The following is a 26,287-nucleotide window of genomic DNA, read 5'->3' as shown; positions in this document are numbered from 1 at the left end:
CTTCGCCACTACGCCGTTGCCTCCGCTGCCTCGGCCGGGTGCTGCTGGACGGCCGTTTCCGACGGCTCCAGCCGCGGGCCGTTGGCGCGGAACAGCTGCATCGACGCGCCTCCCACCAGCCGGGTGGCGCCGGGGGCGAGTGTCTCGTGCTCCTCGTCGATCGGCACCTCGGTCGCGCTGTCCCAGAGCAGCCGGTACGAGTCGACGCCGGGTGCGACGGGGAGTCGCACCTCCACGTCGTCCTCGACGCCGTGCACGATCAGCAGGATGCGGTTGAACTCCTCCTGGTCGGGCGTCGACGCCGCCAGGTACTGCAGGGTGCGGTTCTCCGGCGAGTTCCAGTCCTCGTCGTCCATCAGCGCGCCGGACGCGTCGAACCAGTCCATGTGGCTGGCGTTCTTGGTGGACTGACCGAACACCGCGTACTTGCTCGGACGGAGCGCGGGATTGTCCCTGCGGAGTTCGAGCAGCCGCCGGGTGGTGTCGTACATCTCCCGCTGCTCGCGGGTGCGCAGCCAGCTCAGCCAGGTGAGCTCGCTGTCCTGGCAGTATGCGTTGTTGTTGCCGCGCTGGCTGCGACCGAACTCGTCGCCGGAGGTGATCATCGGCACGCCGGCGGACAGCAGCAGGGTGCCCATCAGGTTCCTGATCGCCTTGTGCCGGTCGAGGAGGACCGCCTCGTCGGTCGTCACGCCCTCGATGCCGTGGTTGAACGACCGGTTGTTGTCGGTGCCGTCTCGGTTGTTCTCGCCGTTGCCGAGGTTGTGCTTCACGTCGTACGCGGTCAGATCCGCCATCGTGAACCCGTCGTGCGCCGTCACGAAGTTCACGGACGCCAGCGGTCCGCGCTCCGGCGAGAAGGTGTTCGACGACCCGGCGAGCCTGGTCGCGAAGCCGCCGATGCCGACCGGAGGGTTCCCGTTCCTCCTCGCCTCCGCGATGTCGGCGAGCCAGAAGTTCCGCACCCTGTCGCGGTAGCGGTCGTTCCACTCCGACCAGCCGGCCGGGAAGTTCCCCGTCTGCCAGCCGCCCATCCCGACATCCCACGGCTCGGCGATCATCTTCACGTCGGCCAGCGCCGGATCGCTGAGCACGCTCTGCAGCAGGGGATGCTCCGGGCTGTACTGCACGTCCGCCCCGCGCCCCAGCGTCGCGGCCAGGTCGAACCGGAACCCGTCGATCTGCATCTCATTCGCCCAGTAGCGCAGCGAATCCTGCACCAGCCGGATGGGGACCGGATGCCCGAAGTTCAGGGTGTTCCCGCATCCGGTCACGTCGATGTACGCGCCGGTCTCGTCCTGCCGGTAGTAGGTGGCGTTGTCGATGCCGCGGAAGCTGGTGCGCGGACCGCCCAGCCCCTCCTCGGCCGTGTGGTTGTAGACCACGTCGAGGATGACCTCGAGCCCGGCCTGGTGCAGCAGCTTGACCATGCCCTTGAACTCGGCGAGCACCGCATCCGGACCGGCCGCCTGCGCAGCACGCGACGCATACGGGGCGTGCGGGGAGAAGAAGTTGAGGGTGTTGTATCCCCAGTAGTTGGTGAGCCCCTGCTGCAGCAGCCGCTGCTCGGAGACGAACGCCTGCACGGGGAGCAGCTCGACGGCGGTGACGCCCAGATCCTTCAGGTAGCCGATGGTCGACTCGTGTGCGAGACCTGCGTACGTTCCGCGCAGCTCCTCCGGCACACCGGGGTTGAGCTTGCTGATGCCCTTCACGTGCGCCTCGTAGACCACAGTGTGATCCAGCGGGATGTTCGGCTTGCGCACGTCCCCCCAGTCGAAGCCGTCCGCCACGACCGTGCCGCGCCACCCGTCGGAGCCCACCCGCACCAGCCCGCGCGCATACGGGTCGAGCAGCATCGTCTCCGGATTGAACACGTTGGTGGGAGACGCTGGGCCGGACACCCGGATGGCATACCGGGCGCCAACGGCCAGCGAGCGCGACCTGCCCACCCAGACGTTGTTCGCATCCTTGGTCATCGGCACGGTCTTCACCAGCCAGTTCGGGTCCTTCGCGTCGAACAGGCACAGCTCCATGCCGTCGGCGTGCTCGGACCACACCCGCAGCTCGCCGCCGTGAGTGCCGACGCGGACGCCGAGGTTGCGCAGAGGATCAGCGGGGCTCATGCGATCTACAGTAGTGAATAGCCGACGAGCCGATCTGAGCGAAGGAGGGCCGGTGCCTGTCTACCTCGACCACGCGGCCACCACGCCGATGCGGCCGGACGCCATCGCCGCGTACGCGGAGGCGATGGGCGTCGTCGGCAACCCCTCGTCCATCCACAGCCAGGGCCAGCAGGCCAAGCGGATGCTCGAAGAGGCCAGAGAGACTGTCGCCGCCACCCTCGGCTGCGACCCGATCGAAGTGGTCTTCACCTCGGGAGGCACCGAGGCGATCAACCTCGCGATCAAAGGACTGTACTGGCAGCGCAACACGGGCGCCCACCGGCCGCGCATCCTCGCGCCGGGAGGAGAGCACCACGCCACGATCGACACGATCGACTGGCTGCAGAACGCCGAAGGCGCACAGGCGGACTGGCTGCCCCTGGACGCCGACGGCCGCATCCGGCTCGACGCCGCCCGGGATGCGCTCGCCGCACGCGCAGACGAGACAGCGCTGCTCACCTTTCTCTCCGTCAACAACGAGGTCGGCACCATCCAGCCCGTCGAGGCACTGGCGGCGCTCGCCGCGGCGGCCGGCGTGCCGGCGCACATCGACGCGGTGGCGGCGTACGGGCACCTGCCGATCGACTTCTCCTCGCTCGGCGTCGCGGCGCTCAGCGTGTCGGCGCACAAGATCGGCGGACCGGTCGGCATCGGCGCGCTCGTGCTCTCCCGCAGCGCGAGCGTCGTGCCTCTGGTGCACGGCGGCGGCCAGCAGCGGCAGGTGCGCAGCGGCACCCAGGATGTTGCTGCTGCGGTGTCGTTCGCCGTGGCGGCGCGCGCGGCGGCCGCCGAGCTGGCGGAGGAGAGCGCGCGGCTGACCGCGGTGCGGGATCGGCTGATCCACGGTGTGCAGGCTGCCGTGCCCGAGGCGCGGCTGAGCGGGCCGGATCCGGAGAGCGGCGAGAGGGTCGCCTCGAACGCGCACTTCACCTTCCCGGGCGCCCAGGGCGACTCGCTGCTGTTCCTGCTCGACCTCGCCGGTGTCTCCGTCTCCACGGGCTCCGCTTGTCAGGCGGGCATCCCGGAGCCGTCGCACGTGCTGCTGGCGATGGGCCGCAGCGAGGACGACGCCCGCAGCGCCCTCCGCTTCACCATCGGCCGCACCACCACGGACGCCGACGTGGATGCGCTGCTCGCCGCCCTCCCGTCCGCGTACGCCCAGGCGTCCCGCGCCGGGCTGGCCACCCGCGCCTCCCGGCTCGCCTGACGCGTTCGGCTGGCGCGCTCACTGGTGCGCCCGTCCGGCCCGGCGACCGCATCCAGGGTGGGCGCGTACAATCGCCGGGTGAAGATTTTGGCAGCGATGAGCGGCGGGGTGGACTCTGCGGTGGCGGCGGCACGCGCCGTGGACGCCGGGCACGAAGTGGTGGGCGTGCACCTGGCGCTCAGCAGGATGCCGGGCACGCTGCGCACCGGCAGCCGCGGCTGCTGCACGATCGAGGACTCGATGGATGCGCAGCGCGCGGCCAACATCATCGGCATCCCGTACTACGTGTGGGACTTCTCCGAGCGCTTCAAGCTCGACGTGGTCGACGACTTCATCGCGGAGTACAGCGCAGGCCGCACGCCGAACCCCTGCATGCGCTGCAACGAGAAGATCAAGTTCGCCGCGCTGCTCGAGAAGGCCCTCGACCTCGGCTTCGATGCGGTCTGCACCGGCCACTACGCCACGATCCTGACCGACGACGACGGCAACCGCGAGCTGCACCGGGCGAGCGCGTGGGCCAAGGACCAGTCGTACGTGCTCGGCGTGCTCACCTCCGAGCAGCTCGCGCACGCGATGTTCCCGCTCGGTGCCACGCCGTCGAAGGCCGACGTGCGCGCCGAGGCGGCGGAGCGCGGATTCAGCGTCGCCACCAAGCCGGACTCGCACGACATCTGCTTCATCCCGGACGGAGACACCCGCGGCTGGCTCGCCGACCGCGTCGGCGCGGAGACCGGCGACATCCTCGACAGAGAGGGCAACCGGCTGGGCAGCCACGATGGCGCCCACGCGTTCACGGTCGGCCAGAGGAAGGGCCTCAACATCGGCTACCCGTCGGACGACGGGAAGCCCCGCTTCGTGCTCGAGGTGCGCCCGAAGGACAACACGGTCGTCGTCGGCCCGAAGGAGGCGCTCGACATCGCCGAGATCGCCGGCTCCCGGTTCACCTGGGCCGGCCGCGCTCCGGAGGACGCCGGCGAGGAGTTCGCCTGCGACGTGCAGATCCGCGCGCACGCCGACCCTGTGTCCGCCGTGGCCGTGGTGCGCGACGGCGAGCTGGTGATCCGCCCGGACGTGCCGCTCAACGGCGTCGCCCCCGGCCAGACCGCCGTGGTCTACGTCGGCACGCGCGTGCTCGGCCAGACCACCATCGACCGCACGGTCTCCGCCGTCCCCGTCGGCTAGGCGCCGAGGGGCGCGCCCCCGCTTGGACGTCGGTGGTGGTGAATAAGCTGTCTGTCGTGGCAGACGACACCAGCACGCACGACGACATCGACAGCAGCACGGCGCAGAGCGACACGGACGCCCGTGCCGAGGCCGCGGAACTGACCACGCGCATCCTGGAGCTGCGGGATGCGTACTACGAGCGCGACACCGTGCTCGTCAGCGACCAGGACTACGACCGCATGATCCAGCGGCTCGAAGAGCTGGAGCGTCTGCACCCCGAGCTGCAGAGCCAGGACAGCCCCACCCAGACCGTCGGCGGTCGCGCGCAGACCACGCTGTTCGCGCCGGTCGAGCACGCCGAGCGCATGCTCAGCCTCGACAACGTCTTCTCGATCGAGGAGTTCGAGGCGTGGGCGGCCAAGGTGGAGCGCGATGCAGGGCGCCGGGTCCACTACCTCAGCGAGCTGAAGATCGACGGCCTCGCGATCAACCTGCGCTACGAGTACGGCACGCTGGTGAGCGCCGCGACCCGCGGCGACGGCGTCGTGGGCGAAGACGTCACCGAGAACATCCGGTACATCCCGGCCATCCCGGCGAAGCTGTCCGGCACGGGCCACCCTCCGCTGGTGGAGGTGCGCGGCGAGGTGTTCTTCCCCGTCGCCGAGTTCGAGGCCCTGAACGCCGCCCAGCTGGAGCAGGGCGAGAAGGTCTTCGCCAACGCGCGCAACGCGGCCAGCGGGTCGCTGCGCCAGAAGGCGGAGAACAAGAACCAGGCGCAGCTCGCGCTCATGCACAACAGGCTGGTGCGACTGCACATGCTCGTGCACGGCATCGGAGCGTGGGCCAACCCGCCGGTGGCCAGCCAGTCCGAGGTCTACGACCTGCTGAAGGAGTGGGGCCTGCCCACCTCGTCGCACTACCGGGTGTTCGACGACGCCCACAAGGTCGCCGAGTTCATCGAATACTTCGGCGAGCACCGCGCGAGCGTCGAGCACGAGATCGACGGCATCGTGGTGAAGGTCGACGAGCTGGCGCTGCACGACGAACTGGGAGCCACCAGCCGTGCGCCGCGTTGGGCCATCGCCTACAAATACCCGCCGGAGCAGGTCAACACCAAGCTGCTCGACATCGTCGTGAGCGTCGGCAGGACAGGGCGTGCGACGCCGTTCGCCGTCATGGAGAAGGTGAAGGTGGCCGGTTCGGAGGTGCGCCAGGCCACGCTGCACAACCAGGATGTGGTCAAGGCCAAGGGCGTCCTCATCGGCGACACCGTCGTGCTGCGCAAGGCGGGCGACGTGATCCCCGAGGTCCTCGGCCCGGTGGTCGAGCTGCGCGACGGCACGGAGCGCGAGTTCGTCATGCCGGAGAACTGCCCGGAGTGCGGCACGAAGCTCGCCCCCGCGAAGGAGGGCGACATCGACCTCCGCTGCCCCAACTCCGAGTTCTGTCCGGCCCAGGTGCGCGGGCGCGTCGAGCACATCGGGTCGCGCGGTGCGCTCGACATCGAGGCGCTCGGGGAGGTGGCCGCGGCCGCCCTCACCCAGCCGCTGCACCCGCCGACACCACCGCTCCCCACCGAGGCCGGACTGTTCGGGCTCCGGATGGAAGACATCTTCCCTGTCGAGGTCGTCGTGCGCGACTCGGAGACCGGGCTGCCCAAGCTCACCGACTCCGGCGCGGAGAAGACGGACACCCCGTTCCGCCGCCGCCGGCAGAAGAAGGACAGCGCGTACGACCCGGACGCCGCCGAGTTCGGCGGAGACGAAGACCACGTGCCGTCGAAGAACGCGGTCGAGCTGCTGGCCAACCTGGCCGCGGCGCGCGTGAAGCCGCTCTGGCGCATCCTGGTCGCCCTGAACATCCGGCACGTCGGTCCGGTCGCCGCCCGGGCGCTGGCCAACCACTTCGGGTCGCTGGATGCGATCCGCACCGCCACCAGGGACGAGCTGGCCGCGGTCGACGGCGTCGGCGGGATCATCGCCGACGCGGTGCTCGCCTGGTTCGAGGTGGACTGGCACCGCGAGATCGTGGAGCGCTGGGCCGCGGACGGCGTGCAGTTCGCGACGCCGGGGCATCCCGGTCCTGGTGCAGCGGCGGAGGCGGGCGGCGTGCTCGCCGGGCTGACCGTCGTCGCCACCGGCTCTCTGGAGGGCTATACGAGGGAGGGCGCGCAGGAGGCGATCATCGCCGCCGGCGGCAAGGCAGCATCCAGCGTGTCGAAGAACACCGATTTCGTCGCTGCCGGACCGGGCGCAGGGTCGAAGCTCGCGAAGGCGGAGGCGCTTGGGCTGCGCATCCTCGACGCGGAGCAGTTTCGGATTCTTGTCGAGCTTGGGCCGTCTGCTCTGGACGATTCGGGCGATTCGGAGGCCGTAGACGAGCAATCCTGAGCCAGGACTGGTCCGTCTACGCCTGAACAGGGGGTAGAATGACCGGCCTGACGCGATCGCGCTACCGATAGCATCGAAGAGTGCGCTCGCCCGGGGCGCACTGCAAGGGCTTAGCTCGTCGCTCTCGGAGGGACCCGGACGGAGTGCTGGTCGGCTTTGCAGCTGTTATCGCCATGACCTCGGTCGCCACAGGGCTGACCGGGGTTTCCGTCGCGCCCGCAGATCTCCCTCCGATCGCGGCATACAGCTACAGCGCCTCCTCGTACGACACGGTCGTCGCCGATGCTCCCTCCGGCAGCGGGACGTCGGCCGTCGCGCCGGGATCGCTGCTCGGCTCCATCGCCGGGCTGAGCGCCGCCGCGGTGCCCGGCTTCGTCAGCGCGCACAAGGCCGACCTCGACCGGATGCTCGTCACGCCGCCGCGCGCCGGTGACGTCTCCGCGGTCTGGCGCCTGCTCGACCCCGTCAAGCAGGCGGCGCTCGTCGCCGAGGCCCCGCACGTGATCGGCAACCTGGAGGGCATCCCGTACTCGGTCCGTGGCAAGGCGAACGCGATCGACCTCAGCCGCACGATCGCCTCGACCACGAAGCGACTGACCACCGAGAACGGCAAGGCCGTGCGCTTGGAGCTGGAGCGCAGGCTCACCACGCTGGACAACGTGAAGAAGGCCCTCACCGTCAAGGACGGCGTGAAGCGCACCCTGGTCAACCTCGACACCTCCGACGACGCCAGAGCGTCGATCGTCGTCGGCGACCTGTCGACCGCGCGCTACGTGAGCGTGCTGGTGCCCGGCATGTACATGTCGGTGGGGGAGCAGATCGTCGACTGGGCCAAGGTCGCGCAGAATCTTCACGACGAGCAGACCGCGTTCCTGCACAGACTCCTCGGGCCGCGTTCCTCCGGCGGGGCGCCGGGCGTCGCCGTGGTCGCCTGGATCGGCTACCAGACGCCCGTGCTCACCAACATCGGCGGGATGCAGCTCGCCGAAGAGGGCGCGGACAGCCTGGAGCGCACCCTGGTCGGCATCCAGGAGCTGCGGAAGGAGAACCCGCCGTACCTGAGCGTGCTCGCGCACTCCTACGGGTCGACGGCCGCGCTACTCGCCCTCCAGCGGCACACGGTGACGGTGGATGCGCTGGCGCTGATGGGCTCGCCGGGCAGCGACGCGCAGTCGGTGCAGCAGCTGAGCGTGCGCGGCGGCAACGTGTTCGTCGGCCAGGCCGACCTCGACCCGGTCGTGCACAGCGCGTTCTTCGGAAGCGACCCGGGCTCCGCGTCCTACGGCGCGCAGCGGATGGATGTGGGAGGAGCTGTCGACCCGATCACCGGCAAGAACCTCAGCGGCTCGTCCGGTCACAACGAGTACTTCACGGCCGGCACGGAGTGCATGCGCAACCTCGCCATGATCGGCATCGACCAGGGCCGCCTGGTGATCAGCGGGACGGGATCGTCCGGCGGCGTCGTGACCGCCTCGGCGCGCTGACCCTGGACGGCCGCCCTGCTGCGCGCATAATGGGAGACGATGCAGCCGGATGACGACGAGCGCGACGTGGGCCAGCCCGCTCCGTCCCGGCGTGCCTTCCTGAAGACGGCGGGGATCGCGGGGATCGGTGCGGCCGTCGGCGGCGTCGCCGGTGGGGCGATCGGTGCATCGGTCGCGTCGCATCCCGCCCAGGAGGTCGAGCACGAGACCGGCGAGGAGTACCCGCCGCTTCCCGTGCCGGACAAGCCGGGCTTCGAGCACCTGATCGTGCTCATGTACGAGAACCGGTCGTTCGACAACCTGCTCGGCTACCTCTACGACGAGAAGAACCTCCCGGCGGGGAAGAGGTTCGACGGCCTCGCGTTCGGCGAGTACAGCAATCCGGACCCGGCAGGAGGCGTCGTCGCGGCGCATCCGTACGAGGGCACCACCGACTTCGTGATGCGGCAGCCGTCTCCCGACCCGGGAGAGGCGTACCCGCACGTCAACACGCAGCTGTTCGGCACCGTCGACCCTGCCACGAACGCGACAGCGCGCGAGCGCGAGATGCTGCCGCCGTTCAACGCTCCGCCCGCCGGCACGGAGGCGCGGATGAAGGGGTTCGTGCAGGACTATGTCGGCGAGCTCCGCAAAGACCTGAAGCGCGACCCCGTCCCCGAGGAGTACCGCAGGGTGATGGGCTCGTTCACGCCGGACATGCTTCCCGTGTTCTCCACCCTGGCCAAGCAGTTCGCCGTCTACGACGACTGGCACTGCGCCGTTCCGTCCCAGACCTTCTGCAACCGCTCGTTCTTCCACGCGTCCACCTCGCACGGCTACGTCACCAATGGGGGAGAGGGCGGGCTGAAGAAGTGGTTCGACGCCGCCAACGACTCCCCGACCATTTTCAACAGGCTCGAAGAGGCCGGGATCAGCTGGCGGGTCTACTTCGACGACCGTCAGATCATCTCCCTCACCGGCTTCATCCACGCTCCGGTGCTCGAGCCGTACTGGCACAGCAACTTCCGTACGATGACCGACTTCTATCGGGATGTGGAGGAGGGCACCCTGCCCGCGTACGCGTTCGTGGAGCCGCGGCTGCTCTACGACCACAACGACATGCATCCACCCGGCGGCCCGATGACCGAGGAGAACGTCGACGGTCAGATCATCGTGGGCGGCGCCATCTCCGACGTGCGGGCGGGCGACCTGCTGCTGCACCGGGTGTACAGCGCCGTGCGGTCGTCGCGCAGCGCGAAGGGCTCCAACGCGCTGAACACGATGCTGCTCGTCACGTTCGACGAGCACGGAGGCACGTACGACCACGCCGTCCCCGGTCCGGCGACGCCCCCGGACGGCTCGGGGCCGGGCGAGATGGGGTTCACGTTCGACCGGCTCGGCGTCCGCGTTCCCACCATCGCAATCTCGGCGTACACGCAGCGCGGCACGATCATCAACGAGGAGATGCACCACGCGGCCGTGGTCAGCACGCTCGTGAAGAAGCACAAGCTCAAGCACCTGACCGATAGGGACAGGGGAGCGGCGACGATCGACAACGCCGTCAACAGGTCGACGCCGAGACAGCCGGGCACCTGGCCGGACACGCATCCGCAGTTCCTCCCGGCCAACCCGGAGCAGCAGGCGCCGGCGCCCGGCGACGACGACCGGCCGCTCAGCCCGCCGGGCATCGGCCTCGTCGGACTGCTGCAGGCGCGCTACGGGCTGCCGGAGGAGGAGACGCCCCGCACATACAAGGAGGCGTACGACGCGGTGACCCGTCTGGGAACGGGACTCTTCGGCGCGCAATAGAATTGGTGAGTCCACCCACGAGTCACCACGGAGACGCATGTCCGAAATCAGTGCAGAGCAGGTCGCGCACCTGGCGAACCTCGCCAGGATCGACCTCAGCCAGGAAGAGATCGCGAGCCTGACCAGCGAGCTCGGCCAGATCGTCGAAGCGGTCGCGAAGGTCACAGAGGTGGCCGGACCGGACGTCCCTGCCACCAGCCACCCGCTGCCGCTCACCAACGTCTTCCGCGACGACGACGTGCGGCCGTCTCTGACCGTTGAGCAGGCGCTCTCCGGCGCCCCCGACCGCGACGGAGACAAGTTCAAGGTCGCCGCCATCCTGGACGAAGAGTAGGACGCACGAATGACAGACCTGACCAGGCTCTCCGCCGCCGCCCTCTCCGACCTGCTCTCCGCAGGAGACGTGTCGAGCGTCGACGCCACCCGCGCCCACCTCGACCGCATCGAGGCCGTGGATGCCGACGTCCACGCGTTCCTGCACGTCGCGGGGGAGAAGGCGCTCGCCACCGCCGCCGCGATCGACGCGCGCCGCGCATCCGGTGAGAAGCTGTCGGCACTCGCCGGCGTTCCCATCGCCATCAAAGACGTGCTCGCCACCAACGACATGCCGTCGACCTCCGGATCGAAGATTCTCGAGGGCTGGCTGCCTCCGTACGACGCGACCGTCGTGCGCAAGCTGCGCGAGGCCGACCTCGTGCCGCTCGGCAAGACCAACATGGACGAGTTCGCGATGGGCTCGTCGACGGAGCACTCCGCATACGGGCCCACCCGCAACCCGTGGGACCTGGAGCGCATCCCCGGTGGCTCGGGCGGTGGCTCCGCCGCTGCGGTCGCCGCGTTCGAGGCTCCGCTCGCGCTCGGGTCGGACACCGGAGGGTCGATCCGCCAGCCCGCAGCCGTCACCGGCTCGGTGGGCGTCAAGCCGACGTACGGCGGCGTCAGTAGGTACGGCGCCATCGCGCTCGCCAGCTCGCTCGACCAGGTCGGCCCCGTGTCCCGCACCGTGCTCGACGCCGGTCTGCTGCACGACGTGATCGGCGGGCACGACCCGCTCGACTCCACGTCGCTCAGCGACACCTGGCCGTCGATGGCGGACGCCGCGCGCGCCGGACTCGTCGACGGAGCCCTGCGGGGCATCCGCGTCGGCGTCATCAAGGAGATCTCCGGCGAGGGCTACCAGGCGGGCGTCAAGCAGCGCTTCGACGAGGCGCTCGCGCTGCTCGAATCGGCCGGTGCGGAGATCGTCGAGGTCAGCGCCCCCAGCTTCGAGTACGCGGTCGCCGCGTACTACCTGATCCTCCCCGCAGAGGCGTCCAGCAACCTGGCCCGCTTCGACTCTGTACGGTTCGGTCTGCGCACCAACCCGGCGGAGGGACCCGTCACGGTCGAGCGCGTCATGTCCGCCACCCGCGACGCCGGGTTCGGCCCGGAGGTCAAGCGCCGCATCATCCTCGGCACCTACGCCCTGAGCGCCGGATACTACGACGCGTACTACGGCAGCGCCCAGAAGGTGCGCACGCTCATCCAGCGCGACTTCTCCTCCGCCTTCGAGAAGGTGGATGTGCTGGTCAGCCCGAGCGCGCCGACCACGGCGTTCAAGTTCGGCGAGAAGCTCGCAGACCCGATGGCGATGTACCTCAACGACATCACCACCATCCCGGCCAACCTGGCCGGCGTGCCGGGCATGGGCCTGCCGATCGGCCTCGCGCCCGAGGACGGCCTGCCCGTCGGGTTGCAGCTGATGACGCCGGCGCGTGCCGACGCCAGGCTGTACACGATCGGCGCAGCGCTCGAGCAGCTCCTGGAGCAGAAGTGGGGTCGCACCCTGCTGAGTCAGGCGCCCGACCTGAGCGCCACCGAGATGTTCGCGAGCGAAGAGGGAGCCGTCTGATGGCCAAAGCAGAACTGATGGACTACGACAAGGCTCTCGAACTCTTCGAGCCGGTGCTCGGCTTCGAGGTGCACGTTGAGCTGAACACCAAGACGAAGATGTTCTGCGGCTGCGCGAACGAGTTCGGTTCCGGTGCCAACACGAACACCTGCCCCACCTGCCTGGGTCTTCCCGGCGGTCTGCCGCAGGTGAACAAGAAGGCCATCGAGTCGAGCATCCGGCTGGGCCTCGCCCTCGGCTGCGAGATCGCGGAGTCGAGCAGGTTCGCTAGGAAGAACTACTTCTACCCGGACACGGCCAAGAACTTCCAGACCTCGCAGTACGACGAGCCGATCGCCTTCGAGGGCGCGGTCACCATCGAGCTGGAGTCCGGCCGCACGATCACGGTCGACATCGAGCGCGCGCACATGGAGGAGGACGCCGGGAAGCTGACGCACGTCGGCGGGGCGACCGGACGCATCCAGGGCGCGGACTACTCGCTGGTCGACTACAACCGCGGCGGTGTCCCGCTGGTCGAGATCGTCACCAAGATGATCGAGGGAGCGGAGCACGACGCTCCGGAGATCGGGCGCGTCTACGTGCACACGATCCGCGACATCGTGAAGGCGCTCGGCGTCTCCAACGCCAGGATGGAAGAGGGCAACGTGCGCTGCGACGCGAACGTCTCCCTGCGTCCCCGCGGCTCCGGAAAGCTCGGAACCCGCACGGAGACCAAGAACGTCAACTCGCTGCGCTCGGTCGAGCGTGCGGTGCGCTACGAGATCCAGCGCCAGGCCGCGATTCTCGCCGCCGGCGGCACGATCGTCCAGGAGACCAGGCACTGGCACGAGGACACCGGCACCACGAGTGCTGGACGTCCGAAGTCCGACGCGGACGACTACCGCTACTTCCCGGAGCCCGACCTGGTTCCCGTCGCCCCGGCGCGCGAGTGGGTCGACGAGCTGCGCGGCACCCTGCCGGAGCAGCCGTCGCTGCGCCGCAAGCGCCTCATCGAGGCGTGGGGCTTCACGCAGCTGGAGTTCCAGGACATCGCGAACGCCGACCTCCTCGACGAGGTCGAGGCGACCATCGCCGCCGGTGCGACCCCGGCCGCCGCCCGCAAGTGGTGGTCCGGCGAGATCGCCCGCCTGGCGAACGCACAGGGCGTTCCGGCTGGCACGCTGGTGAGCCCGGGGCACGTCGCCGAGCTGGCCGGCCTCGTCGAGGCGGGAACGCTCACCGACCGTCTCGCCCGCCAGGTGCTCGAAGGCGTCATCGCCGGCGAGGGCTCGCCGCAGCAGGTCGTGGATGCGCGCGGCCTCGCGGTCGTGTCGGACGACGGAGCGCTCATCGCCGCCATCGACGAGGCGCTGGCCGCGCAGCCGGACGTGCTCGCGAAGATCCGCGACGGCAAGGTCCAGGCCGCCGGTGCCGTGATCGGCGCCGTGATGAAGGCCATGAAGGGCCAGGCAGACGCCGCCCGCGTGCGCGAGCTCGTACTCGAGCGCGCAGGCTCCGCCGAGTAGCAACGCTCAGACCCCGCCGCGCTTCTGTTTCGACGGAGGCGCGGCGGGGTTGGCGTTCGGGCGGCGCGTGATGCAGATTAGGGGGATGGGCGTCTTCACACTCGGCGGGCTGACCACGGCCCCCGCCTCCACTGCCACGGAACTGCTCGCGCCGACGACCGCGGGGGCGCTGACCGCATCCGGATGGCTGGACGATGTCGGCGTGGTGGAGATTGACCCCGCCATCTCGGACACGGCGGCCACGCGCGAGCGGTTCGGCCTGGATGCCGCGACGCTCGCCAACTGCGTGGTGGTTGCAGGCAAGCGCGAGGGCGTCGAGCGGATCGCGGCCTGCGTGGTGCTCGCGACCACGCGCGCCGACGTCAACAACACGGTCAAGCGGCTGCTGGATGTGCGCAAGGCGTCGTTCCTGTCGATGGACCGCGCCGTGGAGCTGACCGGGATGGAGTACGGCGGCATCACGCCGATCGGCCTGCCCGCCGAGTGGCCGGTGTTCGTCGACGCGCGCGTCGCGGAGACCGACGTGGTCATCATCGGCTCCGGCGTCCGCCGGTCGAAGATCCTGCTGCCGGGACGCCTGCTCGGGCAGCTGCCGAACGCCCGCGTCGTCGACGGTCTCGGCCTGGATGCGCTCGGCGCCGGCGCATGACCGGCATCCTCGAACCCGTCCGCTCGCGCCTCATCGAGACGCTGGCCGGACGCTCCGACGAGGTGCCCCGCTGGGTGCTCGGTCTGGAGGACGGGGAGGACGCCGGCTTCTTCGAAGCGGGAAGCGCGCCCTGGGTGGTGCACGGCGGGATGCCGACGCTCGTCGCCGGGGTGCGTGCGCTCCTGCTGCAGGCGCTGCATCCCGGAGCTCTCGCCGGGGTCAGGGACTTCTCGCGCTACCGGGAGGATCCGCTCGGGCGTCTGGCCGGCACGATCCAGTGGATCCACACGGTCACGTTCGGCAGCACAGGTCAGGCCATCGCGAGCACGCAGATGGTGAAAGCGATGCACAAGAGGGTCACCGGCACGTTCGTCGACGGCCACGGCGTCACGCGGCCGTACTCTGCGAACGATCCGGAACTGGCGGCCTGGGTGCACATCGCCTTCACCGACGCGTTCCTGACGGCGCACGAGCGCTGGGGAAGTCCCATCCCGGGTGGAGCGGACGGCTACGTGTCGCAGTGGGCGTCGGCCGGTGAGCTGATGGGCGTCGCGGAGCCGCCGCGCAGTGCGGCGGAGCTGCGCGCGCAGATCGGCGCGTACACCGACGACGGGGAGCTGCGCGGAGGACCGGAGGTGGAGGAGATCGTGCAGTTCATCCGGCATCCTCCGCTGCGCAGGATGCTCCGGCCGTCGTACCGGGTGGTCTTCCGGGCGGCCGTCGCCAGCCTCGAACCACGGCACCGCGCGATGCTCGGCCTCCGCACGACACCGCTCGACCGGGTGTTCCCCGTGGACAGGGCGGCGGCGACCGTGCTCGCGGGAGCCGGGGTGCTGCTCGGCCCGCAGACGCAGGCCGAACTCGCCGCCCGCCGTCGCCTGGCGCGCCTCGCGGCGGACTGAGGACCTGCTCGGCGTCGTTTGGGGTTAGCCTGTCTCCAGCCGGCCCGCTCAGTGGAGAGCGGACCCGAGTCGGTGGAGGCGCAGAAATGACAGCGACCGTCCCCTCCAAACCGGAGGATGTGGAATCCAAGGGGCTGAAAGGCGGGGCCCTCGGCCTGGTCTCCAGCGTCGTGGTCGGGGTGGCATCCACCGCGCCCGCGTACAGCCTGGCGGCGAGCCTCGGCTTCATCGTCGTCGGCGGCACAGTCGTCGCCGGGGTGAAGGCGCCCGGCATCGTGCTGCTCGCGTTCATCCCGATGTATCTGATCGCGGTCGCGTATCAGGAGCTCAACAAGGCGGAGCCGGACTGCGGAACGACGTTCACCTGGGCGACCAGAGCGTTCGGGCCTGTGACCGGGTGGATGGGCGGCTGGGGCATCATCGTCGCCGACGTGATCGTGATGTCCAACCTGGCGCAGATCGCCGGGTCGTACTCATTCACCTTCGTCGGCAGCTTCGGCCTGCCCGCCGTCGCCGACCTCGCGACCAACACCGTGGCGACGACGATCGCCGGACTGCTCTGGATCGCGATCATGACCTGGATCTGTTACCGCGGCATCGAGATCTCGGCCAGGCTGCAGTACGTGCTGCTCTCGTTCGAGGTCGTCATCCTGATCTTCTTCGCCGCGTTCGCGCTCGTGAAGGTCTACACCGGCAACGCGGAGCCGTACTCGCTCATCCCGCAGTGGGACTGGTTCAACCCGTTCACCCTCGACTTCAGCAAGACCATCGCACCGGCCATGCTGACCGCGATCTTCATCTACTGGGGCTGGGACACGGCCGTCTCGGTGAACGAGGAGACGAAGGATCCGGGGAAGACCCCCGGCCGCGCCGCCGTGATCAGCACGCTGCTGCTGCTCGCCACGTACGCGGTGGTCACAGTCGCGACGGTCGCGTTCGCGGGCGTGGGGGAGAAGGGAATCGGGCTGGCGAACCCGGCCAACTCGGGCGACGTGTTCTCGGCCATCGGGCCGACGCTGTTCGGTCCTGGCCCGGTCGGCGCGATCCTGATGGCGCTGCTCGGCTTCTCCATCCTGACCTCGGCGTCCGCCTCCACCCAGACCACGATCCTGCCGACGGCGCGCACCGCCCTGTCGATGGCGGCGTACAAGGCCATCCCCGAGCAGTTCGCGCGCATCCACCCCCGGTTCCTCACGCCGACCTGGGCCACGATCGGGATGGGGCTGGTGTCCGCGGTCTTCTTCCTCATCTTCACCTTCATCAGCCCGGCGCTGCTGCTGGCGCTGATCGGGTCGATCGGCCTGATGATCGCGTTCTACTACGGACTCACCGGGTATGCCTGCGTCTGGTACTACCGCAAGACGCTGTTCCACAGCTTCCGCAGCATCATCCTGCGCGGGCTGTTCCCGCTGGTCGGCGGGCTGATGCTCACCTACGTCTTCATCTACGGGCTGATCAACTTCGCCGCCGTGGACTGGCTGGTGGACGACAACGGCAAGAACGTGACCATCTTCGGCATCGGCGCCGAGGCCGTGGTCGGTGTCGGCGGTCTGCTGATCGGCCTCGTGCTGATGGCGATCTGGTGGTGGCGGCGGCCGGACTACTTCCGCGGCAGGACCCTCCCACGGCGCTCCGACGACCTGGTGCTGTCGCCGGAGGGCGTCGTCCCGGCGTTCGGGCTGCCGGACTCCGGCATCCCGCCCACGATCATCGCGCCGGACTTCTCCAACCTTCCCCCTGGACAGACCCCCATCAATGCCGAGACGCTGGAGCCGGTGAAGGAACCGTCCGAGCTACCGCCGGACGATCCCGCCTTGCCGCGAAAGGACGAGTGAGTGAGCGAACGACAGCGCGTCGTCGAATGGGAGGACCCGGCACCGGGAGTGGCCGTCATGCCCACCATGAGCGGCCTCGACTATCTCCGGTCGATGCTCGACGGGGAGCTTCCGCCCCCGCCGATCACCAACCTGATGAGCATGCGGCTCACCGACGTCGGGCCGGGCACGGCGACGTTCGTCTGCGAACCGGACGAGTCGCACTACAACCCGATCGGCACCGTGCACGGCGGGCTGGTCTGCACGCTGCTCGACTCGGCCCTCGGATGCGCGGTGCAGACGACGCTGCCGCAGGGTCAGGGATACACGTCCATCGAGATCAAGGTGAACTACCTGCGCCCTGTCTACGCGGGCGCCGGTCCGCTGACCTGCGTGGCACACGTCACGAAGCCGGGCAGCAGGGTCGCGTTCGCCGACGGGGTGGTGACGGACGCCTCCGGCAAGGCGGTCGCGACGGCGACGGGCTCGCTGCTCGTGTTCCCGCTCTAGCGGTCCGGGCCGGTCAGTCCTTCGCCGCGAGCAGCTGGTCGCGCACCTTGCGCCTGATCACCTTGCCCACGATGGAGCGCGGCAGATCCTCCACCTGGGTGACGTGCCTCGGCACCTTGTACGGCGTCAGCGTGTCCCTGGCGAACGCCCGGATCGCGGCCTCGTCGAACGAGGCACCCGGCTTCATCACGACGGCGGCGACCACGTCTTCGCCCCCGCGCTCCTGCGGGACGCCGACCACGGCCACGTCCGCGACGCCCTCGAAGTCGCGCAGCGCGTCCTCGACCTCCGTCGGCGAGACGTTGAATCCGCCGGTGACGATGAGCTCCTTGATGCGGTCGACGATGCGCACGAAGCCGTCCGCATCCATCGTCACGATGTCACCGGTGCGGAACCAGCCGTCGTCGGTGAACACCTTCGCCGTCTCGTCGGCCTTGTGCCAGTATCCGGAGAACACCTGCGGGCCTTTGGCGAGCAGCTCGCCCTCCTCGCCGAACGGGCGGTCCTGCGACGGATCGTCCGGGTCGACGACGCGCAGCCGCGTGCTCGGGAGCGCGAGGCCGACGGTGCCGTCCCTGCGCGTGGTGCCGACCGGGTTGGCCATCAGCACGGGGGAGCACTCGGACAGTCCGTAGCCCTCGACCAGATAGCCGCCGGTCTTGCTCTCCCAGAGCCGAACGATGCTCTCCGGCAGGCTCATCGCCCCGGAGATGGCGATCTCGATGCCGGACAGCGACACCTTCCGCTTCTCCGCGGCCGCGACGAGGCGGTCGTAGATCGGAGGGACCGCCGGCAGGAAGGTCGCCGGGCGCTTCTTGACCACATCCAGCACCAGGTCGGGATCGAACTTCGGGAACAGCACCAGGCGCGACCCCATGCTCATCGCGAAGGTGAGGCAGAGCGTCAGCCCGTAGGCGTGGAAGAGGGGGAGCACGGCGTACACCACCGAGGTGCCCCGCTCGATGGTGGGCACCCACGCCCGGGCCTGCGCGGCGTTCACCGTGAGGTTGAGGTGGCTGAGCATGACGCCCTTGGGCAGGCCGGTGGTGCCGCTGGTGTACTGGATGAGCGCCAGGTCGTCGCGCTCGGGCCGCGGATACGAGGCCTTCAGCCTGCGGCCGCCGATCAGGGTCTCCCAGGTGACCGTGCCGCTGACCTTCGCGGTGAGCTGCTCTCTGGCCTGACGTGCTGCACGGACCGGCAGCCGCAGGGCGGCGCGCTTGGTCGCCGGCATCGCCCTGGTGATGTCGATCGAGACGACCGTGGTCACTCCGAGGTCGGCCGGGAGCTCCTGAACGGTCTTCGCGACCTTGTCCCAGACGATGGCGACGGTCGCACCGTGGTCCTCGAACTGGTGCCGCAGCTCGCGCGGCGTGTAGAGCGGGTTGTGCTCGATCACCACGGCGCCGAGACGCAGAGCGGCGTAGAAGGCGACCACGTGCTGCGGGCAGTTGGGGAGCACGAGCGCGACCCTGTCTCCCTTGCGCACGCCGCGCTTGCGCAGCCCCTCGGCGGCACGGGCGATCTGGTCGCCCAGCTCCGCGTACGTGGTGGTCGCCCCGAAGAACTCGAGGGCGACGTTGCGCGGGTAGCGGGCGACGGATTCGTCGATCAGGTGCGCGAGAGAGCCGTCGGGCAGGTCGACGTCGTCCGGCACGTTCGGCGCATAGCTCGCGAGCCACGGGCGCGCGGCGTAGTCGCCGGGAGCGGTGCCCGTGGCGTCGGTGCCTGGAGCGGAAGTGGTGGCGTCGGAGGTGGCTGCGGCGTCTGCGCCGTCCGGTGTCTGGCTCACGCTGGCAAGCCTACGCGGAGGCGACCAGCGCGCGCACCGCGTCGTCGATCGGCGTGCTGCCGGAGACGGCCTCCCAGACGTGCCCGATGGTGCCCGGCTCATCGATGCAGGCGCTGATCAGGCGGGCGACGTCCTCGCGCGGGATGCTGCCCCGCTCGACGCTGTCCCCGATGGTCACGAGCCCCGTGCCCTCCTCGGTGGTGAGACCGCCCGGACGCAGGATGGTCCAGTCGAGCCCGGATTCGCGGAGCACGGCGTCCGCATCCCGCTTCGCCTCGACGTATGCGCGCCAGACCGGCTCGGTGTCGTCCGGCAGCGGCGCGTCGACGCCCCAGGCGGAGACCTGCACGAAGCGGCGGATGCCCGCGAGCACGGCGCCCTGCATCGACTTCACGGAGCCTTCGTAGTCGACCGTCCGCTTGCGCTCGATGCCGGAGCCGGCGCCGGCACCGGCGGCGAACACCACGGCGTCCGACCCGGCGAACGCCGTGGAGAGCTGCTCGGGCGTCGCCTTCTCGATGTCGAGCAGCACGCCCTCTCCGCCCAGGCGATAGACGTCGTCCGCGTGCTCCTCATTCCGGACGATGCCGACGAAGTCGTCACCGTTGTCATAGAGCACCCGCATCAGCTGCTGGGCGACTTTTCCGTGGGCACCGACGATCACAACACGAGTCATGCTTCCATCATGGACCCCTCGGGGGTGGATGCGCCCACGGCGAACACCTCCAGCGAATCGGCCGTGAATTTGTTAGCGTCATCCCATGCTGACGTTCTTCGAGCTGCTGGGGCGGGTCTTCGCCGCGTCGCTCGACGGCGTGCTCGCCGCATCCACACCGGCCAGCATCATCGCTCTCGCCGGTATGGCCGGCGCGATCGGACTCGTCGCGGTCGTCGCGGCCGCCGGGCTCACGTCGGTGGCAGCACTGGCGGCGTCGCTGCGCATCCGGGCCCGGCTCGAACGGCCCATCGAACCGGCGGACAAGAGCGCCATGCTCCGCCAGTCCGATCCGGATGCCGACGGCCGCCCGCGCCCGCGAGCGCCCGGTCTCGCCCTGCGGACCGCGTAGCAGGAGAACCTCCCGCCACCCCGATGGGCGGCGCAGCCCTGCCGGCAGCCTCAGCTGCCGAGCGCGGTCAGACGGAATCCCCCCCATCCGTTCGACAGCAGGGAAACTTCTCGTGGACATCTTCTCCTTCGGCCCCATCGCGGCCGTCCTCGACGCGACATACGCTCTCGTCACCGGCCTGTCCGGCGCTCTCGCGCCGGTCGCAGGAGCTCTCAGCGGCCTGCTGGCCGTCGTCGCCCTCACCGTGATCGTCCGCGCGCTCCTCATCCCGGTCGGGATGAGTCAGGTGCGCGCCGAGTACAACCGCCGCCGTCTGGCGCCGCACATCGCCGAGCTGCAACGCAGGCACGGCAAGGACCGCGAGCTGCTCGCCAGGAAGACGATGGAGCTCTACCAGACGGAGAAGGTCTCTCCGTTCGCGGGGATGCTCCCGCTGCTCGCGCAGCTCCCAGTGATCTCGCTGGTCTACGCGGTCTTCACCCATCCGGCGATCTCCGGTCACGCCAACGAGCTGCTCGGCGAGCACGTCTTCGGCGCGCCGCTCGGCACGAGTTTCGTCGGCCTGACCAGTGCCGGAGCGGAGGTGTGGCCCGCGATGCTGGTCTACCTCGTCGTGCTCGGGCTGATCGCGATCGTCACCACCGTGTCCAGGAGGGTGCTCACGCTCCCGCAGCCGGAGGGCGCCGCCACGCCCGGTTCCGGCGGCCTGCTGCGCGCGCTGTCGTTCCTGCCGTACGTGACCGTGGTGTTCGCGGCGTTCGTGCCGCTCGCCGCCGCTGTCTACATCCTGACCTCGACGGCATGGACCGTCGCGGAGCGGTTCACGTTGCGTCGTCTCCTCGACCCGGAGCGGCACCGTCCGGATGGGCGGATCGAGCCGTCCGCCGCCCGCTGACCGGGCAGCCGGCCCGCCGGGTGGGATGCTTGGAGCATGAAGAACCGCAAGACAGCCGCCTCGACGGCCCCGGCGTTCGGCGTCGGCGTGCAGGTGTACGTGCGCGAGCCGCAGGAGGAGAGCGGTGACGACTGGGTGGGGGAGCCCACCGGGGTCATCATCGCGCCGGGTGCAGCGAGCCTGCGCAGCGTCAACCTGCCCGCCGGAGACGTGACGTCGTGGCTGGTCGCGTTCAGCGAGCCGCAGCGGCGGCGCGACGGCCGCGGCCCGTACGAGCAGGCGACCATCGCACAGGCGCTGCTGGTGGCCGCAGACCCGATCGACGGTTAGCGGCATCCGGATGCACGGGGTCGGGCTGGTCCGCGGGATCAACGTCGGCGCATCCACGCGGGTGGCGAAGGGCGACCTGGCCGCGGCGTTCACGGAGGCCGGGTTCGAGCGCGTCTCGACCTTCCTGCAGTCGGGGAACGTCGTGTTCGACGCCGCAGCCGCCCCGTCGGCCGCACAGGCCGCGGCCGTCGAGAGGGCCATCGAGAAGCGCTCCGGCGTCTCCGCCCGGGTGATCCTGCTGACCGAGAAGGCGTTCCGCACCGTCGCGGCGGCGAACCCGCTGCTCGATGCCGGAGACGACCACTCGAAGCTGATGGTCACCTTCCTCGACCACCCCGTGCCGTCCGCGCTCGGCGTTCCGGACGCGGACGCGATCGCTCCGGAGGTGGTCAGCATCGGGGAACGCGCCGTGTACCAGTGGTGCCCGCTCGGCGTCTCGAAGTCGAAGCTCACTCCCTCGTTCTGGCGCGAGGTCGGACCGGTGGCGACCGGGCGCAACTGGCGCACCGTGCTCCGCCTGATCGAGGAGCTGGATGCGCGAAGCTGAGCGTTCTCCGTGAATAGTGCAGAACTGCATTCTTTCAGTTTAGAAAGCTTGCAGCGAGTGCAATAATAGTTGAGTGATATCGGAAACCCTCGGACTGCGCGAGCGCAAACGCCTGGAGACACGGGCGCAGCTCGAACGCGCCACCGTGCTGCTGGTGGCAGAGGTCGGACTCGAGAACGCCACGGTCGACGCGATCTGCGCCCGTGTGCCCGTCTCGCCCCGCACCTTCTTCAACTACTTCGACAGCAAAGAGGACGCCATCCTCGGGATGCGCGACCTCCCCATCGACGACGCCTTCCTCGACCAGCACAGGGCGGCCACCGCCGGGCTGCCGGTCGTCGAACAGGTCATCGGCCTGCTGCTGCACGTGATGGGCCCGGCGATCGGAGACACCGAGCTGCACGAGGCGAGGATGGCGATCGTCAAGGAGCATCCGGAACTCCTCCGGCGGCAGTTCGCCCAGATGACACGGATGGGGGAGCAGCTCGTCGCGGGCGTCTCCCTCTTCCTCACGAACGATCCTGCGTTATCCGCCCTCCCGGACGCCGAACGCGACTCGCTCGCCGAGCTGATCCTCCCGCTCTGCGGCGGCGCCATCCGCGCTGCCGTCAAGGAGTGGGTCGCCGACGGCTCCGTGCGCGACACAGCAGAACTTCAGAGGCGGGCCGTCGAGCTCGCCGGAAAGGTGATCACGGCACTCGCATGAGTCAGACAGCACTCCACCAGGAGACCGCGGGCGCGATGCCCGACGGGACTCCGAAGAAGAAGGCGATCCTCCTCGTCTTCGCCGGCCTCATGGTCACGATGCTCCTCGCATCCCTCGACCAGACGATCTTCTCCACGGCCCTCCCGACGATCGTCGGCGAGCTGAACGGCGTCGAGCACATGCTGTGGGTGACCACGGCGTACATCCTGGCGTCCACGATCATGATGCCGGTCTACGGCAAGCTCGGCGATCTGATGGGCCGCAAGGGCCTGTTCATCATCGCCATCGGGCTGTTCATGGCCGGCTCGGTCGTCGGCGGCCTGGCGGGCGACATGGGCTGGCTGATCGTCGGCCGTGCCGTGCAGGGTCTCGGTGGCGGCGGACTGATGATCCTCTCCAACGCGATCATCGCCGACGTCGTCCCCGCCCGCGAGCGCGGCAAGTACATGGGCATCATGGGCGGCGTCTTCGCCCTCTCATCCGTCGCTGGCCCGCTGCTCGGCGGCTGGTTCACCGAGAGCATCGGCTGGCGCTGGGCGTTCTGGATGAACATCCCGCTCGGCATCCTGGCCATCGCGTCCGCCGTCGCCTTCCTCCGCCTGCCGAAGAACACCGCAGGCAAGCCGCGCATCGACGTGGCCGGGATGGGGCTGCTCGCCATCGCATCCACCTGCCTGGTGCTGCTGACCACCTGGGGCGGCACGACGTACGCCTGGGATTCGCCCGTGATCGTCTCGCTGATCGTGGGAACGGTCGCGGCCGGCATCGCCTTCGTCTTCGTCGAGAAGGCGGCGGCGGAGCCGATCATGCCGCTGGCCCTGTTCAAGGACCGCAATTTCAACCTGACCACGATCGCCGGCCTGATCATCGGCATCGCGATGTTCGGCGCCCTCGCCTACCTGCCCACCTACCTGCAGATGGTCACCGGGGCGAACGCGACCGAGGCCGGCTTCCTGATGATCCCGATGATGGCCGCGCTGCTCATCACCTCGATCGTCTCCGGCCAGCTGGTCAGCAGGACCGGACGGTACAAGTGGCTGCCGATCGCGGGAACGGTGATCGTCGGCGTCGCCCTGGTGCTGCTGTCGACCATGACCCCGACCCTGCCGGTGTGGGTGCTCTGCAGCTACCTGGCCGTCATGGGAATCGGGCTCGGGATGAGCATGCAGATCCTGATCCTCATCGCGCAGAACGCGTTCCCGGTGTCCCAGGTCGGCACGGCGACGGCGGCGAACAACTACTTCCGTCAGATCGGAGCCTCGCTCGGCTCCGCGATCGTCGGCAGCCTGTTCGCGTCGCGCCTCACCGAACTGCTCACCGAGCGGATGCCGGCAGGAGGCCAGGCGGCGGGCGGCGGGACCAACTCGCTCACCCCCGCGATCGTCAAGAGCCTGCCTGCGCCGATCCGCGACGTGATCGTCGGGTCGTACAACGATGCGCTCACCCCGGTGTTCCTCTACATGGTCCCGCTGCTGCTCGTCGCGGTCGTGCTGCTCTGCTTCGTCAAGGAGAAGCCGCTGGCCACCACCATCGAGCGCGATGTGGTCGCGACGACCGCCGAGATCGACGGTTCGACGCATCCGACACTGGATGCGGAAGCGGCCTCCCAGCAGGCGGTTGCGTCCGACACGGCGCAGCCCGCCGAGGACGACGAGCTGGACGGAACGCTCCTCAGGAGCTGACCGGCCTCGTCGTCCGAACGGCCCGTCCTCCCCGGCTTCGGGAGGGCGGGCCGTGCCCTTTACCCGCAATCACTGGCCCCGCGCGGCGGACGCTCCTACAATGACGGCATGTTCGTCGAGGGCACCCTTCGATGGCAGGTCACCGAGGACTGTCCCTGGGACCTGCTGATGGCGCTCGCCCTCCGCGACCTCGGACACCTCGACGGGGTCGGCGACCCCGTGATCCCGCGGCTGACGCCGGCGGTCGCTCCCGTGCTGCATCCGGCGACCGGAGCGCTCCCCGTGCTTCCCGCCCGGCGGCGCCCAGCGCATCCCGGAGCGGAGGGCAGCCCGCTGGCCGAGCAGTGGCTGGCGTGGTTCGAGCTCACCGTCGACAGGGAGCGGAGGGCGGCGGGGTCGCTGCTGCAGCCGCCTCACTTCTCGGCGTTCGACAGGGCGATCGAGCTGCAGGACCTCATCCTGGAGCACTTCGACGAGGCGCTGCTGTGGGCGACGGAGCGGCACGACGAGTACGCCAGGGCGAGCGCGCAGACGCACGCCAGGCGCGCAGCCGACATCGTGGATGTGGTGCGCGACCGCGAGCACGAGCTGCGGAGGCAGGCCGGCTACTTCCGGCTGGATCTCTCCGTGCTCCCGCTCGAGGAGCGCGGAGCCTGGATCGTCGGCCCGCACTCAGTCATCCTCAGCACGACCCTCCGAGACGACTCCGACGCCTTCCGCGCCTGGTTCGCCCCCGTCGTCGCCGCCCTCGTCTAGCTCCTCGCCGATCAGGCGGGGCGCTGAGCGGGGGAGACGGTCTCGGCCGGGTCGGTGACGGCTACGTCGCCGACCGCCTCGTCGATGCGGGCGAGCACGTCGCCGGAGAGGCGGATGCCCGCTGCGGCGGCGTTGGAGGCGACCTGCTCCGGCTTGGATGCTCCGACGATGGCTCCGGCCACGTTCGGGTTCTGCAGCACCCAGGCGACGGCGAGCTGCGCCATCGTGATGCCGAGCTCGTCGGCGATCGGGCGGAGGCGCTGCACGGCGGTGAGCACGTCGTCGTTCATGAACGACTTGATCGCGTTCGCGCCGCCCTTGCTGTCCGCGGCGCGGCTGCCCTCCGGCACCTCTTCACCCGGCTGGTACTTGCCGGTCAGCACGCCCTGCGCCACCGGCGACCAGACGATCTGCGAGATACCGAGCTCGACGGAGGCCGGGACGACCTTGCCCTCGATGACCCGCCACAGCATCGAGTACTGCGGCTGGTTGGAGATCAGCTGGAAGTTCAGCTCCTTCGCCAGCGCCGCACCGGCGCGCAGCTGCTCCGCGTTCCATTCGGAGACGCCGATGTAGAGCGCCTTTCCGGCGCGCACGACATCGGCGAACGCCTGCATCGTCTCCTCGAGCGGCGTCTCGTAGTCGTACCGGTGCGCCTGGTAGAGGTCGACGTAGTCGGTGCCGAGACGCTCCAGGGAGCCGTCGATCGACTCGAAGATGTGCTTGCGGGAGAGCCCGACGTCGTTGTGGCCCTTGGGGCCGGTGGGCCAGTAGACCTTCGTGAAGATCTCGAGGGAGGCGCGGCGCTCGGCCTTGAGCGCGTCGCCGAGGACCTTCTCCGCCGCCGTGTTCGCGTACGCGTCCGCGGTGTCGAAGGTGGTGATGCCCGCATCCAGTGCAGCACGGACGCTCTGCGTCGCGATGTCGTTCTCCACCTGGGAGCCGTGGGTGAGCCAGTTGCCGTAGATGATCTCGGAGATCTTGAGTCCGCTGTTGCCGAGGTACCTGAATTCCATGATGCTCACGCTACCCGACGACACCGT

The 26,287-nt window shown here is 69.6% G+C and carries 23 protein-coding genes; 19 read left to right on the top strand and 4 right to left on the bottom strand.

Annotated elements, in window-relative coordinates:
• Nucleotides 1-8: 8 nt before the first annotated feature.
• Complete coding sequence (glgX, locus tag B7438_RS05500) at nucleotides 9-2,126, bottom strand: glycogen debranching protein GlgX (RefSeq protein ID WP_085368543.1); 2,118 nt, start codon at nucleotides 2,124-2,126, stop codon at nucleotides 9-11.
• Nucleotides 2,127-2,178: 52 nt separating this feature from the next.
• Here glgX and B7438_RS05495 point away from each other — a divergent pair, with 52 nt between their 5' ends.
• The 12 genes from B7438_RS05495 (at nucleotide 2,179) to B7438_RS05440 (ending at nucleotide 17,469) form a co-directional block, all read left to right on the top strand.
• Nucleotides 2,179-3,372, top strand: a complete 1,194-nt coding sequence (locus B7438_RS05495) for a cysteine desulfurase family protein (RefSeq protein WP_085368542.1) — start codon at nucleotides 2,179-2,181, stop codon at nucleotides 3,370-3,372.
• A gap of 78 nt (nucleotides 3,373-3,450) precedes the next feature.
• Nucleotides 3,451-4,554 carry a tRNA 2-thiouridine(34) synthase MnmA gene (mnmA, locus tag B7438_RS05490; protein WP_179150729.1) on the top strand — a complete coding sequence of 368 codons (1,104 nt, stop codon included), beginning with the start codon at nucleotides 3,451-3,453 and terminating at the stop codon, nucleotides 4,552-4,554.
• Between the two features lie 56 nt (nucleotides 4,555-4,610).
• A complete protein-coding gene (ligA, locus tag B7438_RS05485; RefSeq protein ID WP_085368615.1) occupies nucleotides 4,611-6,926 on the top strand; it encodes an NAD-dependent DNA ligase LigA in 2,316 nt (771 codons plus the stop codon).
• A 173-nt stretch (nucleotides 6,927-7,099) separates the two neighbouring features.
• Nucleotides 7,100-8,410, top strand: a complete 1,311-nt coding sequence (locus tag B7438_RS05480) for an alpha/beta hydrolase (protein WP_085368540.1) — start codon at nucleotides 7,100-7,102, stop codon at nucleotides 8,408-8,410.
• A gap of 39 nt (nucleotides 8,411-8,449) precedes the next feature.
• Nucleotides 8,450-10,198 carry an alkaline phosphatase family protein gene (locus B7438_RS05475; RefSeq protein WP_085368539.1) on the top strand — a complete coding sequence of 583 codons (1,749 nt, stop codon included), beginning with the start codon at nucleotides 8,450-8,452 and terminating at the stop codon, nucleotides 10,196-10,198.
• A gap of 37 nt (nucleotides 10,199-10,235) precedes the next feature.
• Nucleotides 10,236-10,532 carry an Asp-tRNA(Asn)/Glu-tRNA(Gln) amidotransferase subunit GatC gene (gene gatC, locus B7438_RS05470; protein ID WP_085368538.1) on the top strand — a complete coding sequence of 99 codons (297 nt, stop codon included), beginning with the start codon at nucleotides 10,236-10,238 and terminating at the stop codon, nucleotides 10,530-10,532.
• Between the two features lie 9 nt (nucleotides 10,533-10,541).
• Complete coding sequence (gene gatA, locus B7438_RS05465; protein ID WP_085368537.1) at nucleotides 10,542-12,089, top strand: Asp-tRNA(Asn)/Glu-tRNA(Gln) amidotransferase subunit GatA; 1,548 nt, start codon at nucleotides 10,542-10,544, stop codon at nucleotides 12,087-12,089.
• Entirely contained in the window at nucleotides 12,089-13,594 is a 1,506-nt protein-coding gene (gene gatB / locus B7438_RS05460) for an Asp-tRNA(Asn)/Glu-tRNA(Gln) amidotransferase subunit GatB (RefSeq protein ID WP_085368536.1), read from the top strand. Before gatA ends, gatB begins: the two co-directional genes overlap by 1 nt.
• Before the next feature lie 85 nt (nucleotides 13,595-13,679).
• The gene (locus B7438_RS05455) at nucleotides 13,680-14,243 is read left to right on the top strand and encodes a YbaK/EbsC family protein (protein ID WP_085368535.1); all 564 of its coding nucleotides are present in this window, start codon (nucleotides 13,680-13,682) and stop codon (nucleotides 14,241-14,243) included.
• Nucleotides 14,240-15,145, top strand: coding sequence for an oxygenase MpaB family protein (locus tag B7438_RS05450; RefSeq protein ID WP_085368534.1), 906 nt, complete (start codon nucleotides 14,240-14,242; stop codon nucleotides 15,143-15,145). The genes B7438_RS05455 and B7438_RS05450 overlap by 4 nt, the downstream gene beginning before the upstream one ends.
• A gap of 86 nt (nucleotides 15,146-15,231) precedes the next feature.
• Nucleotides 15,232-16,980, top strand: a complete 1,749-nt coding sequence (locus tag B7438_RS05445) for an APC family permease (RefSeq protein ID WP_085368533.1) — start codon at nucleotides 15,232-15,234, stop codon at nucleotides 16,978-16,980.
• A gap of 57 nt (nucleotides 16,981-17,037) precedes the next feature.
• Nucleotides 17,038-17,469, top strand: a complete 432-nt coding sequence (locus tag B7438_RS05440) for a PaaI family thioesterase (protein ID WP_085368614.1) — start codon at nucleotides 17,038-17,040, stop codon at nucleotides 17,467-17,469.
• A 13-nt stretch (nucleotides 17,470-17,482) separates the two neighbouring features.
• Here B7438_RS05440 and B7438_RS05435 read toward each other — a convergent pair whose 3' ends face one another.
• Together B7438_RS05435 and B7438_RS05430 are read right to left on the bottom strand one after the other, a co-directional pair.
• Nucleotides 17,483-19,261 carry a long-chain-fatty-acid--CoA ligase gene (locus B7438_RS05435; protein WP_143465635.1) on the bottom strand — a complete coding sequence of 593 codons (1,779 nt, stop codon included), beginning with the start codon at nucleotides 19,259-19,261 and terminating at the stop codon, nucleotides 17,483-17,485.
• A 10-nt stretch (nucleotides 19,262-19,271) separates the two neighbouring features.
• Entirely contained in the window at nucleotides 19,272-19,937 is a 666-nt protein-coding gene (locus tag B7438_RS05430; RefSeq protein ID WP_085368531.1) for an SDR family oxidoreductase, read from the bottom strand.
• 85 nt (nucleotides 19,938-20,022) lie between these two features.
• Here B7438_RS05430 and B7438_RS05425 point away from each other — a divergent pair, with 85 nt between their 5' ends.
• The 7 genes from B7438_RS05425 to B7438_RS05395 all read left to right on the top strand — a co-directional run bounded on the left by B7438_RS05425 (nucleotide 20,023) and on the right by B7438_RS05395 (nucleotide 25,244).
• A complete protein-coding gene (locus tag B7438_RS05425) occupies nucleotides 20,023-20,328 on the top strand; it encodes a DUF6412 domain-containing protein (protein WP_085368530.1) in 306 nt (101 codons plus the stop codon).
• 112 nt (nucleotides 20,329-20,440) lie between these two features.
• Nucleotides 20,441-21,223, top strand: a complete 783-nt coding sequence (locus tag B7438_RS05420) for a YidC/Oxa1 family membrane protein insertase (RefSeq protein ID WP_085368529.1) — start codon at nucleotides 20,441-20,443, stop codon at nucleotides 21,221-21,223.
• A gap of 36 nt (nucleotides 21,224-21,259) precedes the next feature.
• Complete coding sequence (locus B7438_RS05415) at nucleotides 21,260-21,553, top strand: hypothetical protein (RefSeq protein ID WP_247597377.1); 294 nt, start codon at nucleotides 21,260-21,262, stop codon at nucleotides 21,551-21,553.
• A gap of 10 nt (nucleotides 21,554-21,563) precedes the next feature.
• Entirely contained in the window at nucleotides 21,564-22,100 is a 537-nt protein-coding gene (locus B7438_RS05410; protein ID WP_085368528.1) for a DUF1697 domain-containing protein, read from the top strand.
• A gap of 73 nt (nucleotides 22,101-22,173) precedes the next feature.
• Nucleotides 22,174-22,806 carry a TetR/AcrR family transcriptional regulator gene (locus B7438_RS05405; RefSeq protein ID WP_085368527.1) on the top strand — a complete coding sequence of 211 codons (633 nt, stop codon included), beginning with the start codon at nucleotides 22,174-22,176 and terminating at the stop codon, nucleotides 22,804-22,806.
• Nucleotides 22,803-24,488 carry an MDR family MFS transporter gene (locus tag B7438_RS05400; RefSeq protein WP_085368526.1) on the top strand — a complete coding sequence of 562 codons (1,686 nt, stop codon included), beginning with the start codon at nucleotides 22,803-22,805 and terminating at the stop codon, nucleotides 24,486-24,488. The genes B7438_RS05405 and B7438_RS05400 overlap by 4 nt, the downstream gene beginning before the upstream one ends.
• Before the next feature lie 108 nt (nucleotides 24,489-24,596).
• A complete protein-coding gene (locus B7438_RS05395; RefSeq protein ID WP_085368525.1) occupies nucleotides 24,597-25,244 on the top strand; it encodes a hypothetical protein in 648 nt (215 codons plus the stop codon).
• An 11-nt stretch (nucleotides 25,245-25,255) separates the two neighbouring features.
• Here B7438_RS05395 and B7438_RS05390 read toward each other — a convergent pair whose 3' ends face one another.
• Nucleotides 25,256-26,260, bottom strand: coding sequence for an aldo/keto reductase family protein (locus tag B7438_RS05390; protein ID WP_085368524.1), 1,005 nt, complete (start codon nucleotides 26,258-26,260; stop codon nucleotides 25,256-25,258).
• Between the last annotated feature and the right edge of the window lie 27 nt (nucleotides 26,261-26,287).

This window comes from Leifsonia sp. NCR5 (assembly GCF_002105485.1).
GTDB lineage: Bacteria > Actinomycetota > Actinomycetes > Actinomycetales > Microbacteriaceae > Leifsonia.
This window is presented reverse-complemented; position numbering and strand designations above follow the sequence as displayed.

Coding starts and splice junctions, on each gene's coding strand:
- glgX (WP_085368543.1), bottom strand. CDS start 2,126: ATGAGCCCCGCTGATCCTCTGCGCAACCTCGGCGTCCGCGTCGGCACT.
- B7438_RS05480 (WP_085368540.1), top strand. CDS start 7,100: ATGACCTCGGTCGCCACAGGGCTGACCGGGGTTTCCGTCGCGCCCGCA.
- B7438_RS05475 (WP_085368539.1), top strand. CDS start 8,450: ATGCAGCCGGATGACGACGAGCGCGACGTGGGCCAGCCCGCTCCGTCC.
- gatC (WP_085368538.1), top strand. CDS start 10,236: ATGTCCGAAATCAGTGCAGAGCAGGTCGCGCACCTGGCGAACCTCGCC.
- gatA (WP_085368537.1), top strand. CDS start 10,542: ATGACAGACCTGACCAGGCTCTCCGCCGCCGCCCTCTCCGACCTGCTC.
- gatB (WP_085368536.1), top strand. CDS start 12,089: ATGGCCAAAGCAGAACTGATGGACTACGACAAGGCTCTCGAACTCTTC.
- B7438_RS05455 (WP_085368535.1), top strand. CDS start 13,680: ATGGGCGTCTTCACACTCGGCGGGCTGACCACGGCCCCCGCCTCCACT.
- B7438_RS05450 (WP_085368534.1), top strand. CDS start 14,240: ATGACCGGCATCCTCGAACCCGTCCGCTCGCGCCTCATCGAGACGCTG.
- B7438_RS05445 (WP_085368533.1), top strand. CDS start 15,232: ATGACAGCGACCGTCCCCTCCAAACCGGAGGATGTGGAATCCAAGGGG.
- B7438_RS05440 (WP_085368614.1), top strand. CDS start 17,038: ATGCCCACCATGAGCGGCCTCGACTATCTCCGGTCGATGCTCGACGGG.
- B7438_RS05430 (WP_085368531.1), bottom strand. CDS start 19,937: ATGACTCGTGTTGTGATCGTCGGTGCCCACGGAAAAGTCGCCCAGCAG.
- B7438_RS05425 (WP_085368530.1), top strand. CDS start 20,023: ATGCTGACGTTCTTCGAGCTGCTGGGGCGGGTCTTCGCCGCGTCGCTC.
- B7438_RS05415 (WP_247597377.1), top strand. CDS start 21,260: ATGAAGAACCGCAAGACAGCCGCCTCGACGGCCCCGGCGTTCGGCGTC.
- B7438_RS05410 (WP_085368528.1), top strand. CDS start 21,564: ATGCACGGGGTCGGGCTGGTCCGCGGGATCAACGTCGGCGCATCCACG.
- B7438_RS05400 (WP_085368526.1), top strand. CDS start 22,803: ATGAGTCAGACAGCACTCCACCAGGAGACCGCGGGCGCGATGCCCGAC.
- B7438_RS05395 (WP_085368525.1), top strand. CDS start 24,597: ATGTTCGTCGAGGGCACCCTTCGATGGCAGGTCACCGAGGACTGTCCC.
- B7438_RS05390 (WP_085368524.1), bottom strand. CDS start 26,260: ATGGAATTCAGGTACCTCGGCAACAGCGGACTCAAGATCTCCGAGATC.